General features: G+C 48.2%; 11 protein-coding genes. 7 read left to right on the top strand and 4 right to left on the bottom strand.

The genetic code is table 11. The features are described from left to right. Positions 1-13: 13 nt before the first annotated feature. Positions 14-1,087, bottom strand: a complete 1,074-nt coding sequence (mutY, locus tag WG68_RS14490) for an A/G-specific adenine glycosylase (RefSeq protein ID WP_152663126.1) — start codon at positions 1,085-1,087, stop codon at positions 14-16. A 129-nt stretch (positions 1,088-1,216) separates the two neighbouring features. Here mutY and trmB point away from each other — a divergent pair, with 129 nt between their 5' ends. Genes trmB through WG68_RS14475 form a run of 3 tightly spaced genes read left to right on the top strand, consistent with a single transcriptional unit; the run spans position 1,217 to position 3,316 of the window. Then, on the top strand, positions 1,217-1,957 hold the full coding sequence (gene trmB, locus WG68_RS14485; RefSeq protein WP_083981904.1) for a tRNA (guanosine(46)-N7)-methyltransferase TrmB: 741 nt from the start codon (positions 1,217-1,219) through the stop codon (positions 1,955-1,957). Beyond that, positions 1,957-2,976, top strand: coding sequence for a class I SAM-dependent methyltransferase (locus WG68_RS14480; protein ID WP_046558414.1), 1,020 nt, complete (start codon positions 1,957-1,959; stop codon positions 2,974-2,976). Before trmB ends, WG68_RS14480 begins: the two co-directional genes overlap by 1 nt. 22 nt (positions 2,977-2,998) lie before the next feature. After that, positions 2,999-3,316 carry a hypothetical protein gene (locus WG68_RS14475; RefSeq protein ID WP_152663125.1) on the top strand — a complete coding sequence of 106 codons (318 nt, stop codon included), beginning with the start codon at positions 2,999-3,001 and terminating at the stop codon, positions 3,314-3,316. On the opposite strand, the gene WG68_RS14470 is transcribed toward WG68_RS14475, so the two are convergent. Beyond that, positions 3,313-3,711: a DUF3293 domain-containing protein gene (locus tag WG68_RS14470; RefSeq protein ID WP_046558412.1), complete on the bottom strand. Its 399-nt coding sequence runs from the start codon at positions 3,709-3,711 to the stop codon at positions 3,313-3,315. The genes WG68_RS14475 and WG68_RS14470 overlap by 4 nt on opposite strands. 127 nt (positions 3,712-3,838) lie before the next feature. Here WG68_RS14470 and WG68_RS14465 point away from each other — a divergent pair, with 127 nt between their 5' ends. Both WG68_RS14465 and arcA read left to right on the top strand, forming a co-directional pair. Then, positions 3,839-5,548, top strand: coding sequence for a HAMP domain-containing sensor histidine kinase (locus WG68_RS14465; RefSeq protein WP_046558411.1), 1,710 nt, complete (start codon positions 3,839-3,841; stop codon positions 5,546-5,548). Positions 5,549-5,743: 195 nt separating this feature from the next. After that, positions 5,744-6,451, top strand: coding sequence for a two-component system response regulator ArcA (gene arcA / locus WG68_RS14460; RefSeq protein WP_019676687.1), 708 nt, complete (start codon positions 5,744-5,746; stop codon positions 6,449-6,451). Positions 6,452-6,477: 26 nt separating this feature from the next. Here arcA and WG68_RS14455 read toward each other — a convergent pair whose 3' ends face one another. After that, on the bottom strand, positions 6,478-8,781 hold the full coding sequence (locus WG68_RS14455) for an ATP-binding protein (protein ID WP_046558410.1): 2,304 nt from the start codon (positions 8,779-8,781) through the stop codon (positions 6,478-6,480). 41 nt (positions 8,782-8,822) lie between these two features. Next, complete coding sequence (locus WG68_RS14450; protein ID WP_046558409.1) at positions 8,823-10,661, bottom strand: cyanophycinase; 1,839 nt, start codon at positions 10,659-10,661, stop codon at positions 8,823-8,825. 423 nt (positions 10,662-11,084) lie between these two features. Between WG68_RS14450 and WG68_RS14445 the strand changes: the two genes are divergently transcribed. Both WG68_RS14445 and yfcC read left to right on the top strand, forming a co-directional pair. After that, positions 11,085-14,045: a TonB-dependent receptor plug domain-containing protein gene (locus tag WG68_RS14445; protein WP_046558408.1), complete on the top strand. Its 2,961-nt coding sequence runs from the start codon at positions 11,085-11,087 to the stop codon at positions 14,043-14,045. Positions 14,046-14,109: 64 nt separating this feature from the next. Further along, positions 14,110-15,594, top strand: a complete 1,485-nt coding sequence (gene yfcC / locus WG68_RS14440) for a putative basic amino acid antiporter YfcC (RefSeq protein WP_083981903.1) — start codon at positions 14,110-14,112, stop codon at positions 15,592-15,594. Positions 15,595-15,601: the final 7 nt, after the last annotated feature.

The raw sequence follows: 15,601 nt of genomic DNA, 5'->3' as shown, positions 1-15,601 counted from the left end.
TAACTTTTGCTCCTTATTTCGGCGGCTGTAATGCCTGCAGCTGCTGTAGCAGGATTTTTGCCGGCGCTGATAATCCCACCTGCGGTAATTGCGCTATTGTAAACCATTGTGCGCCAGTTTGCTCCTGCACACTGCCTGGTTTAGTGTCTATCTGCACTAACATCGGCATTATCCATAAATGAAAATGGCTGAAAGTATGCCGAAAAGCGGGCTGTATTTGACTGCGGGTTACCGCCAGATGGTTCAACTGCAGATAATCTGCTCGCAGCTGTTCACTACTAAACTCAACAAAGCCATATAGCCCTCCCCATAAACCACTAGCCGGGCGCTGCTGCAACAATACCTGATCATGATACTGCAACATTAACCAGAAACTGTGTTTCTCCGGCATGGTTTTCGCTGGTTTTTTCCCTGGATAAGCCGTCTGCTCGCCAGCCAGTGCCGCCCGGCAATGTAACTTGAGCGGGCAATCCACGCAGCGTGGTTTACTGCGGCTGCACAAGGTTGCCCCTAAATCCATCATGGCCTGATTAAAGGCGGTTACGCGTCCATCGCCAGGGGTAATCTGCTCTGCCAGTTGCCATAACTGTTGCTCAACCGCTTTATTACCCGGCCAGCCTGCAATAGCAGCAAAACGGCTAAGCACCCGTTTGCAATTGCCATCTAAAATGGGGTAATGCTGGCCAGATGCTAAGGATAAAATGGCACCAGCGGTAGAACGCCCTATCCCGGGCAATGCCAAAACCTGCTCAAATTCCAGCGGAAACTGACCGTCGTGTTCTGTAGCGATGAGTTGCGCTGCTTTGTGTAAATTACGGGCCCGGGCGTAATAACCCAAGCCTGTCCACAAATGCAGTACTTCATCCAATGGTGCTAGCGCTAAACGTTTAACATCGGGAAAGCGCTGGATAAACTGCTCAAAATAGGGAATGACGGTAGCAACCTGAGTTTGCTGCAACATCACCTCACTGAGCCAGGTTTTATAAGGGCTTTTATTGATTTGCCAGGGTAAGGTCTTACGGCCATGCAGCTGATACCAGCTAAGCAGCTGATCTGAAAACCAATTAGCAATATCTTTTTGCAACACCCATCTCCGGTTGGCCACTAGCAGCGCAGTATAAGCAGCCAGTACATATAAAGCCAACGTAAAACGTCAGTTGAGCTTGTCGCTTAATATCCGCATAATGTGCGCCGCAGTTAGATGACGGAGCCAACAATGAGCAATACCCCAGAGCAACCTGAGCAACAACCAGAACAAACAGAGCAAACCGGTGAGATGCCATATATGCGGAAAATTCGCTCTTTTGTGTTGCGGGAAGGCCGGCTGACCAAGGGCCAGCAAAATGCACTGGATAATCATTGGCCGGTTTACGGTTTAGCCTACCAGGCCAGTCCGCTTAATCTGCCTGAGGTGTTTGGCCGCAGTGCCCCCGTTGTGCTGGAAATTGGCTTTGGTATGGGCAAGTCCTTAGTTGAAATGGCTAAAAATGCCCCCGAGCAGGATTTTATTGGCATTGAAGTACACAAACCGGGTGTCGGAGCCTGTTTGGGTGATGCAGCAGCGGCGGAACTGAGCAACTTGCGGGTGTTTGAACATGATGCGGTTGAAGTGTTGAAGGACAGCATTGCCGACACTAGCCTAAGCACCGTACAACTGTTTTTCCCCGACCCCTGGCATAAAAAACGCCACCATAAGCGGCGGATAGTGCAGGCGGATTTTGTGCAGCTGCTGCGCCAGAAACTACAAATAGGCGGCGTGTTCCATATGGCAACCGACTGGCAGAATTATGCCGAGCATATGTTGCAGGTGATGCAGGCCGCACCTGGGTTTAGCAATCTGTCTGCCAGCAATGACTATGTAGAGCGGCCTGAACAGCGGCCATTAACCAAATTTGAGCAACGTGGCCAGCGGCTTGGGCATGGCGTCTGGGATCTTATGTTTGAAAGGATAAACTAATGCTAGCTAACACCAGCCAGATGCTGCTGCGCAACATTGCTGATTTAACCGGCAATATTCTTATTGTTGAACCCGAAGCCGATGAACTGGCTCGCAGCTTACTGGCAAACCTGCCAGCTGGCGCAACATTAAGCTGCTACACCACCAATGCCGCTGTCGCCAACGCCTGGCAACAAACCGCCGCAAACTGCTTCTTCAGTGCGCTGCCAGAATTTCAGCAACAGTTTGATACTGTGGTGATCTTCTACCCAAAAAGCAAAGAGCAACTAAGCTTAACTCTGGCCACCGTGGCCCCGGCGCTGCATAGTAACAGCCAGCTATATCTGGTGGGCGATAACAAAGGCGGGATTAAGAGCCTGAACAGTCATGCAACAAAATTGGGGTTGCAGGCGAATAAACTGGATAATGCCAAACACTGTCTGTGGTATTACCTGAGTGGCCCACTGCAGGCGTTAGCCACACCCGTATTCAGCCAGCACACCTTAAGCATTAATAATACTGAACTGCAGATTTACTCTGTGGCCGGGGTATTTAACCATGGCAAACTGGATACCGGCACCGCCTTATTACTGCAACACCTGACGCACATTAATAAAGGCAGTGTGTTAGATTTTGGTTGCGGCTGCGGTGTCATTGGTGCCTTTTTAAAAAAACGTCAGCCAGCGATTAGCCTGTATTGTTCTGACGTCAGCGCACTGGCAACCGAAGCAACCCGCCTGACGTTAAGTGCCAATGGCCTGCAAGGTACAGTCGTAACTGCTGATGGCTTACCGGCCCAACCTGCGCATTTTGATCATATAGTCAGTAATCCGCCGTTCCATACAGGTATAAAAACCGACTATAGTATCAGTGAAGCTTTTATCAGCCAGAGTAAAGCGCGGTTAAATACCGGAGGAAGCTTAACCCTGGTGGCAAATTCACATCTGGCGTATCAGGCCTTGCTGGAGCAAACTTTTGGCAAAGTGACGGTGCTGGCAAAAACGAATGGTTTTGTTATTTATCAGGCAATTAAAAGGTAAAACGATGACACAGCGGTCGAAGATGCCGACATTAATCAACCTTGGCTTAATAGCAATGTTGTCAGGATTGATGCCGGCGCAGGCTGCTGTGCCACAGCAGTGTATTCAGGCAAAAAACCGCATTAAGGCCTGTCCGCATCAATTATACCGGGCTGATAAATTGCCATCACAAAGTAACATACAGTTACTTTGTATCTGCATTTCCGATTTTGAACCTTTACTCCGGCAAACGGATGGCGATCAGCAAAAAATAGAACAAAATATGACCAGGCGGCAATTTGAAGTGCAGTTTGGCGAGGATTTACCCGTCATTCTGGCCATCTTAAAACGCCAGCGCTAATCAACCTGCAAAATTAAACGGCTTTGAAACAAGCCAAGATATTCTTCTGGCTGCTGATAGAGCACCGGCACCAGAAACAGTTTATTTTGCTCTACCCAGTAAATGGCATTTTGGCATAACTCTCGCCCCAACTGCACAGCTTGCTGTTTATCGCAGAACACGATCCAGCTTTTTTCCTGAAAACGTAAATCAGCTGAAGCACCAATTACCGAGCGAAAAGGAATTCTGGTCTGTTGCAGCAAACCTTCAAAGCGCTTATCGAGGCATAAATTGAGTGGCTGACTTTGCAACTCTCCAGCCGGGTTCTGGGCACTGATAATCGCAAAATCGATTTTGGTTGCTAGACTTTGCTGGCAGATAAAGACGCTGTTTTTATATGCTTCCCATAGCGACATAAGTTATACCCACTGAAAACAACCGTGCTAACTATAACCCTTGGCCATAAAAACACCAAACGGGTTTGCTAAAACGACATTAACTGCATAACATCAGTAGCATAATCAGAAAAATTGCAGCCATAAGATGACAGCAGTAACACCCAGCACAACCAGAACCAGTACCATCAGAAGTGCGCTGTTTACCGGCGTAATGACAATATGCAGCCTGACTATCTGTGTTTCTATGCTGGTATCTACTTTGCAGGATATTAAACAACAGCGTACCGCGCTGCTGAATGAGCTTGAAAGCTATGCCAGCATTATTGCATTTAACGCTCAGTCCAGCTTTGCAGAAGCTGAAAAAACAATCTTGCAAGCAAAAGTTGAATTTGCCGATGAGCAGGAAAACATCTTCGACGATTATGCCAAACTGGAAGAAAGCCGGCTCCGCTCTTTTGCCGCAGTGCCAATGTTCCACCATATCCATATTTATCGTTTAGCACCGCAAACTGATAACTTGCAGCTTTACTCAATCTATAATGCCCGGGGCTTGGGGCCTTATCCGGCGCAGTTTGACAAGGTAGCGTCATATACTAAGCCGCAGCTTAGCAATAACTATATTGAATTAAGCCAGGAAATCCTGCAAAACGACCAGCTGGCAGGCTATGTTTTTATCAGAGCCAGCCAACAAGAACTGAAAAACTATATTCAAAACCGAATTTTATTCGATCTGTTTATCATTATATGTGCCCTGTTGGTCGTTTATCTGCTTACCCGTAAACTTGAACAGAAATTCACCGCGCCTATTAATCAGCTATTACAGTTAGTGCAAAAAGTCGCCAAGGATAAAGACTACCAGGTGCGGGCACCTCAAAGCAGCATTGAAGAATTCAACAAACTCGGCAAAGCGTTGAATACTATGCTGGATAAGATTGAGCGCCAACTGATTCAGCAAAAACAATCAGAGACCGAAATCAGAGAGCTGTATCAAGGTCTTGAACATAAGGTAAGTGAGCGAACTCTGGCGCTGAAAACATCAAATCAAGAGTTGCTGAACACCCTGGCTACCTTGCATCAATATCAGAATCAAATTGTTGAAACCGAGAAAATGGCCAGTCTGGGACAAATGGTCGCCGGCGTTGCCCATGAAGTTAATACGCCTATTGGCTTGGGGGTGACAGCTTCAACCTTATTGCAGGATAAACTAACCGACATTCAGCGGGCTTTCACCGAAAAAAAACTGACGTCTTCACAGCTGGAGCGGTTTTTAACCGAGAGTAAAGAAAACCTGGGCATTATCTATCGCAATCTGGATCGGGCAGCCAGCTTAATCAGTAGCTTTAAGCAAGTGGCCGTTGATCAGTCCAATGACAGCCAGCGCAGCTTTAATATGGCCCAGTTAATCAACGAGGTGTTGCTATCGTTGCGACCAAACCTGAAAAAGACCAGGCATCAGTTACTGGTTAACTGCCCCGCCGATTTGGTAATTGAAAGCAAACCCGGGCCAATAAACCAGATATTAATCAACCTGGTGATGAATAGCCTTATTCATGCTTTTGCTGACAATGACCAGGGTGAAATAAACATTAGCGTTGCAATCAGCGGCACGCGCTGCCAGTTAATGTACCGGGATAATGGCAGTGGCGTTCCAGAAACGATTAAAAAGCGCATATTCGACCCCTTTGTTACGACGAAGCGCGGTGAAGGCGGCAGTGGTCTTGGCTTGCATCTTGTGTACAACCTGGTTACACAGGCATTAAACGGTAAAATTATTTTCAATAGCACGCTTGGCCATGGCGTGGAAATTTTAATAGACTTTCCGGTAATCAATAATAGCCACCAACAACGTAACTAACAATAACTAGATGTATTTATTAATTATTTTAGCTTTTAAGTTTTATTGCCAGATGAAACTCAGCCAAATGTTAACAAAATTCTTGTTAACATTTGGCTGGCCCGCTATAATTGCGCCATTATTTGACAGGTCAACGTCAACTATAGTAATTAGTACGCTATACTGTTCACAAAAAACACATAAGGTTTAACTCTAATGCAAACACCTGTGATTCTGATCGTTGAAGATGAAGAAGTTACCAGACTCAATCTGGTTAATCTGTTCCAGGGTGAAGGTTATGATGTCATCGAAGCAGTTAATGGCGAAGAGATGTATCAAAAGCTGGAACAGAATCCGGTTAATCTGGTTGTAATGGACATAAACTTACCTGGTAAAAATGGTCTGATCCTGGCCCGTGAGCTGCGTCAGAAAGAAAATATCGGTTTAATTTTCTTAACCGGCCGCGACAGTGAAGTAGATCGGATCCTTGGCCTGGAAATTGGCGCTGACGATTATCTGACCAAACCCTTTAACCCGCGTGAACTGACCATTCGTGCCCGTAACCTGCTCGGTCGCACTGTTGCTCAGCCAGTGGTTGAAGAGCACAAAAGTATTGTTAAGTTTAATGGCTGGACCTTAGATGAAAACAGCCGCAATCTGACGTCACCCAAAGGTATGGCACGACGCTTACCCAAAGGCGAATACCGCGCGCTGCGCTTAATGCTGGATACTCCCGGTAAAATATTTACCCGCGAGCAACTCATTCGCCATATGACTGGTCGTGAACTGCGCCCGAATGACCGGACGGTTGATGTTACTATCCGCCGTATTCGTAAGCATTTTGAGTCTGACATTGATAGCCCTGAGTTAATCAGCACTATTCATGGTGAAGGTTACCGCTTTGTTGGCAAAATCGACAAATAAGGCTGCGGCTGATTCAGCACAGCACCTTAGCTGTGTGCTTCAATAAACTCATGCAGAGCAGCCAGGTGCTGCTCTGCTGTTAAATGATAATCCACTAATTGCCGCTCTAGCCCAGACCACAACGCAGGCTCCTGTTCAAATTTTTTCGCTTGCCGTTGTACCCACAATAACCCAACTGACGCTGCAGCGCCTTTTAGCTTGTGAGCCGACTCTTTAAAATCATCCTGATGCTGTTGCACCGCGGCTTCAATCATCTTGTTTATATAGCCAGGTAATAACTGAGCAAATAACTGGGCGCTGCGTTTCATTGCATCAGGGCCAAGTGACTGTAAGTAATCCTGCAAGGTTGCGACATCAAGTACCTGATTATCGCTATTAGTGGGTTTAACCGGGTTAGGCTGCTGCAGTTTCAGGGCACTGGGTGAGAATAATCTTGCCAGCATTTGGTCAAGCTTATTGGTGTTTATAGGCTTAGCCAAAGCACCATCTACCTGCACATCAATCAGTTGCTCTTCTGCTTTTCGGACATTGGCACTTAATACCACTATTGGAATAGCCTGCAAGTGGCTTTCGCTGCGCATATAACGGGCTATCTGGTCGCCACTCATATCAGGTAACTGCATATCCAGTAACACCAAATCAATATCGTCTTCTGTCTCCAGTAAGGCTATGGCATCTTCGCCTGTTTCAGCATGAATAACCGCATGGCCGCGCTGCTCCAACAGGGCAATAGCTATTTCAGCATTTAGCGGCACATCTTCAATCAACAGGATCGTTAATTCCGGGCACGCTATGGTGTGATCGCTGGGCGCAGCAACCCGCTCCGTTGGCAGCGACACACTAAAGCAGCTACCCTGGCCGGGTTCGCTATGTAACGATACCCTGCCAGCCATCGCTTCTACCAAAGCACGCGATACAGACAAACCAATACCTGACCCTACAATGCTTAGTCTTCGACCATCGGTAGATTTGTAGTACATATCGAAAATTCGTTCCTGCTCAGCGCTGGCAATACCAATACCGGTATCCTGCACCCTGAACAACAATTCAGCTTGGCCGGCGCTGACAATATTCAATGTGCAATCAAGGGTTATCTGACCCTGAGCGGTAAATTTCACAGCGTTGTTCAGTAAATTCCACAACACTTGTCGCAACCTGGTTGCATCCAGTTTCAGATAAGTGTCCAGCTCGCCGTCGGTAGTCATTACAAAATGCAAACCTTTCTGCTGGCAGATCAGCTCAGCAAAGTTAGCAATATCATTCAGAAAATTCTGAATATGAATGCTCTGATAGACAATGTCTAAATCCTGCCGGTCAATTTTATCCAAATCGATAATATCGTTAAAAATATTTCCCAGAGTTTCTGCACTACTAAAAATCGTATTAGCCCAGCTGTGTTGCTCCGGCCTGAGGGTACTGTCCAGCAAACGCCGACTTAAACCCACAATGCCATTAAGAGGAGTTCTGAGTTCATGGCTTAAGGTCGCTATAAATTTGCCTTTGTCCTGATAAGCCTTTTCTAACGCCTGTTCAGCCAACTTTCGTGAGGTAATATCCCGGCCAAATCCAAGCAAGCCGATATAACGTCCTTGACCATCGTAAAACGGTACCTTGCGCATTTCAAACCAGAGCAGCTGACCGTCAGGTTTAACAAATTCAACATCCAGTGTCAGCTCGGTATGCTCTGCAGCCTCTTGATACTCGGTCAGAATAGCGGCCTGAGCACTATCCTCATTGTAAAGTTCAGCCGGATGGTGACCAATTAGCTCTTGTGCTGATTTGCCCATAATAATTTCAAACATTTTATTGCAGCTGGCAAGGTGGCCATTTTCATCACGGTAATAGAATAAATCAGGTGAGCTATCAACAATAGAGCGGATTAATAAGCTTTGTTCTTCCAGCTCCTGCTGGGTTTTTTTACGCTCGGAAATTTCTTTGCGCAGTTCATCTACCGCACGCCGTTTTGCCTGAAATGCTTTTTTCCGCTCTTCAATCTCGAAGTTAAGCTGGCGAATACTGTCTTGCATATTCTGATTCAGCAAACGTTCCTGATGCGCTGAGTCTTTCAGATACAGCATGGCTGCATCTAAATGCAAGGCCAGATAAAAGATAATCAGAATAACTACCGGGCTTGCCAGCAAGGTTAGCAACAACTGCGATTTCAGCATCGGCCAATCTACTACCACAGCAAACAATGCCGCATAGGTGTAGTGTGCCAGTACCAACAATGCCAGCATTGCAGCTAATATCAGCACGCCAAGCCGCAACTTACCCCAGCGTTTGATCAGTCCAGCGAACGCTTTAACCTGTGGATGTACCGGACTTTGCATTAGGCCCTGCCGTTAACGCGATTAGCAACCTCAACCATCACTTAATTGGCAGGTTGCAGATCAACCATCATATTCCGATATGAACAGTATGCAACCTCTTCACTCTGCTGTCTGAACGTGCCCTGACGGCTGTAGGAGCTGTGGTCTTTATAAATAGTCAGTGCAACGCCCTGGCCAACCCGAACTGCCCGCCCTTCAGCCTGGCGTGCCTGAGTGCTACACAGCAAGTGACTCACTTGTTTGTAATTATCACGCTCGAAAATGTCACCAGAGCTCAGCAATGGCTGTGCCAGGTTATTAGGGGCAAACTTCCAATCGGCAAAACGACTGCGTAATTGATTAGCGTTTAGCTCCATCTGGTCACCCCGGGTCAGATAATGGGTAGTAACTTTAGTCAGATTCAAAGCAGCGCCTTCGCCTTTGCTTGTGGCATTTGCCATATCAACCACGTAAACACCCGCTTCTCCTGCAACCGTCAGCCGAACCTCTGGATCATCAGCGTTACGGCGAAAACCAACCAGTAAACCGGTATTTTCATCAATACCAAAACCAAAGCGGCTTTGGGTGTCATGTAACAACCGAATTAACCGCCCCTGACGGCCGCGTTCCGAGAAGTGAGTATCAAGTACCCCATAACGAAACAAACCCAGTCCACCGGTGCCAGTGTAGGTAAGATGATTTTCTGCCAATCCATTGCTACAGCTTTGGTCTTTATCACAGCCGACAGCCGGTGCCGGCAAATCAAAGGCGCCAAACTGCATGGCATTATAACTGTCGCCATTAGTAATCATTGGTGTGCGCTGGCCGTTAAAACTACCACCCGACATCACAGCTGTGCCGGCACTGGTTCCAGCCACCACAATTTGGCCGGCTTCAAGCATCCGTTCAATTTGTTGCAGCTCAGGCGAAGCTGAACCATCAGCCAGTCGTAATGCTTTTAGCGTTAAACTCTGATCACCGCCATTAAAAAAGATAGCATCAGCCCGCCGAATTTGTGCAACGGCGCCTTTACTGCCAGCCCGGCAAAATTGAACCTTCTGAGTCATCAAATCCGGGTAAACCCGCTGCCGTTGATAGCTGCCGTGTTGCTCGGCAAGGTGTCGCTCCAGCTCAGCACAGCTATTACTATCACCGGTTTGCCAGGCGGCCTGATAGGCGGCACTTAAAGGCAACCAGCTAACTTCAGCACCTGCTTCAGTAAATAAGTTGGTATAAAAGTCTACTGCTGCAAAAGGGTCGCGCGAAGAGGCCGTTACCACCAGGATCCGTGGTTTGCGTTTATCACCCGCCACTTGCTGCGCCATCGCCACAAAGCGTTGATGCAGCTCTACACTAAACGCATTTTTAGTTCTGGCTAAATCAGCAAATTCGCGGCTACGCGAGGCATTGCGGCCGCTGCCACTACTAAGAACCGGCACTTCCAGTTGGTCTAATACAAAGTTAAGTTCGCGACCACTCAGGCCGGCATAAACGGCGCGGCCCGATACCCAGATACCGTCCACTTCAATTTCTGCTCCGCGCCATAATCTTAGTAACTCACGCTCAGAGATGGTTTCTTCAGCCAACTGGGTGCGTAAAAAATCTAAGATAGCCAGCATTTGCTGCTGTTCAATAATCCGATCCTCAGACCAAAAACCAGCGCTGTTAATCGCCTGCAAATGCTCAGCTTTTAATTGGTATTGATTCTGCTTTTTCGCCGCAGCAGAAAAAACATCATCCGTCAGACAATGCCGGGTAGCTGTTGAGCTGCAAGTAGCCAGCCCTCCGCCCATCAACAGCATAGAGTAGTCTGGCATAGTTTTATTTTCGTCATTAGCACTAAGGGTAAAAACCGGCAATGCCATCAAAATGGCTGATAAACAAGCTGTTATTTTTTTCATCGGCTCTTTCTTATTGTTATTCAGGCGCTCTGGGCCTGCTGACAACTGATAATGCGCAAAGCGCTAATCCCCATATTTAGTAGTTGTAGATTATCCTGTATTGACATCTTTGCCAATTAGAAGTAGAAATAAGATTGTGTTTGCTGGCCGATTTTTGAATCGATGGCGCACAACTAACCAAAATTAGCAGTGAATTAACCACATTAAAGTAGCGATATGTTAAAGAAAGCACTCATGCTCGGCTCATATCACTATTCGTCTTACTACCTTTCTGAGTGGTTTAACGAATAGAAACCTATCAGGCAACTGCGGTTGACCTGAGGTTCTCTATTTAAACAAACCCATTAAAGCAAAAATAAAGCAAATAACAGGTGTGCCTGATCGTTAGCTGATCGTGTGCCCAAATAAAACACAGGTGTAACTATGCGTAAATTAAACCCGCTGGCGCTGGCTATTGCCGGCAGCTTACTCGCGTCTCCTTTTAGCTATGCCCAACAGGAAACCGCCAAAGAAGAACAAAAAGTTGAACGAATAGAAGTCACTGGTTCACGGATAAAAGGCGTTGACCTGGAGGGCACTCAACCGCTGGTGGTTATCTCGGCCGAAGACATTAAAAACTCCGGTGCCAGCTCTGTATATGAGTTGTTACGGGATCTGGGCCAGGTACGCGGCGGCAGTGGCACCTTTTCTACCTCGGAGAGCGGCGCAACATCGACCTCTACTCCAGCCGGTCAGGCCGCAGCCTCGCTGCGTGGCCTTGGCCCCTCCTCTACCCTGACGCTGATTAACGGTCGCCGGGTTGCCGCATCTTCTTTTGCCGCAGGTACCCAGAACTTTGTAGATATTAACAGTATTCCGCTGGCCGCTATTGAACGGGTAGAAATTCTGGCCACAGGCGCATCGGCCATTTATGGTGCAGATGCTGTAGCCGGGGTTATCAATTACATCCTGAAAAAAGACTACGACAAAGCCGAGCTAAATGTTTCTTACGGCAACAGCACTGCCTCCAGCAACGAAGGTACAGCCAATATCAATTTTATCTTTGGCCAGCAAGTAGCTGGCGGCAACCTGACCTTGTTTGCTGACTTTTATGACCGCCAAGATTTTACCGCCCAGGACCGCGATTTCAGCCGTAACCCCATTTTAGCCAGTAACTATTCTTACCTGGCCAAAGGCACGCCGAATATCTATTACTTTTCAGCCAATAGTGGTGATGAGATTGGTAACCCACAGTGTGCAACGCCGCTAGTAACCACTGAGTTTGGCGAACAAATTTGTGCCTACTATGCTAATGAAGATGACGTACTGCGCAGCCCGATTAAAAGCGTTTCTGGCGGCCTGATGTTTAATCGTGAACTGGCAAACAATGTAGTTTGGAATACCGACCTGTTCTACTCACGAACCAAATCTACTGCAGTGTCCAGCCCGGCGCCCATTAACCAGTTAAACGATGCGGAAGGCGCCTGGGCACCTGAAAATGCACTCGATCATTTCCCTGGCGTAACCCGTGATAACGATTTTATTTATTTTGGCGATGATGAAATCTGGATCGATCCATTCTTCTCTCCTACCGGCCAGCGTTTGTGGGGCTTCCAGTTTGATGCCCGCTTTAATGACCCGCGTACCGTTGACGTTACCACCGAAGCTATCCGCCTGGTCTCCTCGTTACAAGGTTCTATCGGTGCCTGGGATTGGGAAAGTGCAGTATTATTGTCGCGCTCAAAATCTACTCAGGAAGCCAATGCCGGAATTTACAACCGCTATAAATACCATGCCGCTATCGCCGGTGAGTTGTGTCAGGATGGCAGCATAGCCAGCCGTAACGGTAATAGCCTGAGTTGTGGCAGCAGCACTTTGGCTGGCTTTTATAACCCCTTTATTCAGAATAACGCCGACAATGAAGCCACTCTTGCCCTGGCCCAGGAAGTACCCACCCGGGACGGTTTAAGTACCCTTTATGGCTGGGATGCCCGTTTTAGCGGCGAACTATTTGAGTTTCGAGACCAAATGGTTAGTGCTGCTTTTGGCGTGGAACTGCGCAAAGAGAAAATCAGTGATGAACCCTCACTCAATGCCCAGGCCAGGTTTGAAAATGCCTATCTGGTAGATGTGTTCGGTTTTGGTTCCAGCCTGTCGGTTGCCAGCCGCAGCCAGGCAGCAGTGTTTGGTGAATTTTATGTGCCGCTATCTGACACGGTTGAGTTGCTGGCAGCAGGCCGCTACGACCATTACGACGATTTCGGCGGTACTTTTAATCCGAAAGTCGGTTTTACCTGGCGGCCCACTGACGAGCTGATTTTGCGCGCGTCCTGGGCCACTTCGTTCCGTGCACCGTCACTAACCCAGGCCGGGGTTAAACTCAGAACCACTACCGCTCGTTTCGACTGCTCGGCCAATGATCTGGTTAATCAGTTCTACTGTGGTGGCCAGGGAGGCACCGGCACACCCAATGTACTGGAACTGGGCAACCCTGACTTAAAGGCAGAAACCTCAGAGTCAGTCAGCCTTGGTTTTGGCTGGAGCCCAAGCCGCGATACGACCTTAACAGTTGACTACTGGCAGTTTGAACACAAACGGCTGGTAGATACCGATATGACCGCTGCCCTGGCGCGAAGTATTACCGATGTCAGCCAGCGCCATTGTGGACTGGTACCGGATGGCGCCACCGGTATTGCGCTTAACACCAATGCGGCAGTTGGCCGTGATAGCTTTAATGTTTGTGAAGTACTGGACAGCCAGGGCCGCAATCTGACCGATGCCAACGCCAATATGACCGAGATCCTGAACAGCTGGGTTGAGTCTACTCCGGCCAGGCTGAACAGCCTGCCGCTACTGCGCGACCATGTGATCCAACTGGATAACGTCGGCCAGCAAACGGTGAAAGGTACCGATATCCGCTTTAAACATACACTGGATTTTGCCGGCGGTCGTTTAGGGCTGGATGCAGACTGGACGCATTATCTGTCATTTGAGCGCAATAAAGCAGGCTCAGATCAACTGGAGTCGCTGGTGGGCACTTACCGCTATCCACGTAATATTGGTACAGCCCGTATCTCATGGCGCGGTGAGGCTATTTTTACCGGCTTATCAGCGCAATATACCTCATCTTATGCTGACGACATCAGTCGCCTGAGAAGTCGTAATATTATCGAGATGGAAGATCTTGGTGTGCTAAGGGCGGATGGCACCCGGGATGTGTCGGCCTGGACCACCTTAAAAGCGAATATTGGTTACGATTTTGAAAATGCGGCCATCAGCTTTACCGTGAACAACCTGCTGGATCGAGATCCACCTAAGGTGTTTGGTGCAGCTCGCGGTTTTGATTCGATCAATCATGATGCGCTGGGCCGTAACTATCGCCTATCCTTTACTTATTACTTTTAGTAAAGAAACCAGGAGGGAGAGCTCGCTCTCCCTTTTTCTTAGCGCGATAGCACAGGTTTAAGTTATGTCTATAAATACCAAACAACCGGTGTCGATGCCGGACGCCTTTGTCATCCTGTTTTTTGTGATGGTACTGGCGGCCATTGCCTCGCATCTTATTCCGGCAGGCTCGTTCGATATTATTGAAGTGGCGGCCGAAACGGACAGCGCCGTAAAAACTAAAAGCCGGATAGATCCCGGCAGCTTTCAGTTTGACCGTGACGGTGATTATGGCGTGCCCTTATTTGCCGAAGGTGGCGGTATTGGCTTTTTTAACTATGCGTTTGAAGGGTTAGTCTCTGGTTCAAAATGGGGCTCTGCCATAGGCGTAGTGGCTTTTATTATGCTTACCGGCGGTGCCTTTGGCATTATTATGAAAACCGGCGCCATTCATAACGGTATTCTGGCATTAATCGACAAAACCAAACGGCTGGACTTTTTGTTTATCCCGATTATGTTTTTGCTGTTTTCCTTAGGCGGCGCCATCTTTGGCATGGGGGAAGAGGCTATTGCCTTTTGCATTGTGTTGCTGCCGCTGATGCTGGCCTTAGGCTATGACGCCATCACCACGGTGCTGGTCACCTACATAGCCACCCAAATCGGTTTTGCCACCAGCTGGATGAACCCCTTTAATGTCGCCATCGCCCAGGGTATTGCCGACATTCCGTTAATGTCAGGTACCGGCTTTCGGATTGGCATGTGGTTAGTCTTCACCCTGTTTGGGGTGATTTTCACCATGCGCTATGCCGCCAAAATTAAGCAGCAACCTGAACTGTCGCTCAGTTATCACACTGATCAGCGACTTCGCAGCGAGCAACAACAACAGGCAAGCAGCAGCTATACCAGTTTGGATAGCATTATTTTGCTGGTGTTTTTTGCAGGGCTCGGCTGGATCATCTGGGGGGTAACAGTACGGCAATACTATATCCCGGAAATTGCCAGCCAGTTTTTCACCATAGGCCTGGTGATTGCCCTGGTCGCAGTGCTGGGTAAACGCTTCAGGGTCAATGACGCTGCCGACGGTTTTAAACAGGGCGCAGCAGAATTATTACCGGCGGCGTTAATTGTCGGTATGGCGAAGGGCATAGTGCTGATGCTCGGCGGGGATAATCCGGAAACACCGTCAGTACTCAATACCCTGCTGTATTACTCCGGCCAGGCTCTGGGCGATTTACCGGCTTATTTATCTGCCTGGCTGATGCTGGTTATCCAGTCGGTATTTAATTTCTTTGTCGCCTCTGGCTCCGGCCAGGCGGCGCTGACTATGCCGTTAATTGCACCACTGGCCGATTTAGTCGGACTATCAAGGCAAATTGCGGTATTAGCTTTTCAACTGGGCGATGGCCTGACCAATTGCATTATTCCTACCTCTGCGGCCCTTATCGGCTGTCTGGGCGTGGTGCGGGTCGACTGGACTGTCTGGCTTAAATTTGCCTGGAAGCTGCAGTTATGGCTGTTCGCGCTGGCCACTGGTTTTATGTTGCTGGCAGTGGCTATTGGTTATCAATAACGAGGTT

The organism is Arsukibacterium ikkense (assembly GCF_000987775.1).
In the GTDB taxonomy this organism is placed as follows: Bacteria; Pseudomonadota; Gammaproteobacteria; order Enterobacterales; family Alteromonadaceae; genus Alishewanella; species Alishewanella ikkense.
Note: the sequence above shows the minus strand (reverse complement) of the source record. Positions and strands in the feature narration are given on the sequence as shown.

Coding starts and splice junctions, on each gene's coding strand:
- trmB (WP_083981904.1), top strand. CDS start 1,217: ATGAGCAATACCCCAGAGCAACCTGAGCAACAACCAGAACAAACAGAG.
- WG68_RS14480 (WP_046558414.1), top strand. CDS start 1,957: ATGCTAGCTAACACCAGCCAGATGCTGCTGCGCAACATTGCTGATTTA.
- WG68_RS14475 (WP_152663125.1), top strand. CDS start 2,999: ATGCCGACATTAATCAACCTTGGCTTAATAGCAATGTTGTCAGGATTG.
- WG68_RS14470 (WP_046558412.1), bottom strand. CDS start 3,711: ATGTCGCTATGGGAAGCATATAAAAACAGCGTCTTTATCTGCCAGCAA.
- WG68_RS14465 (WP_046558411.1), top strand. CDS start 3,839: ATGACAGCAGTAACACCCAGCACAACCAGAACCAGTACCATCAGAAGT.
- arcA (WP_019676687.1), top strand. CDS start 5,744: ATGCAAACACCTGTGATTCTGATCGTTGAAGATGAAGAAGTTACCAGA.
- WG68_RS14455 (WP_046558410.1), bottom strand. CDS start 8,781: ATGCAAAGTCCGGTACATCCACAGGTTAAAGCGTTCGCTGGACTGATC.
- WG68_RS14450 (WP_046558409.1), bottom strand. CDS start 10,661: ATGAAAAAAATAACAGCTTGTTTATCAGCCATTTTGATGGCATTGCCG.
- WG68_RS14445 (WP_046558408.1), top strand. CDS start 11,085: ATGCGTAAATTAAACCCGCTGGCGCTGGCTATTGCCGGCAGCTTACTC.
- yfcC (WP_083981903.1), top strand. CDS start 14,110: ATGTCTATAAATACCAAACAACCGGTGTCGATGCCGGACGCCTTTGTC.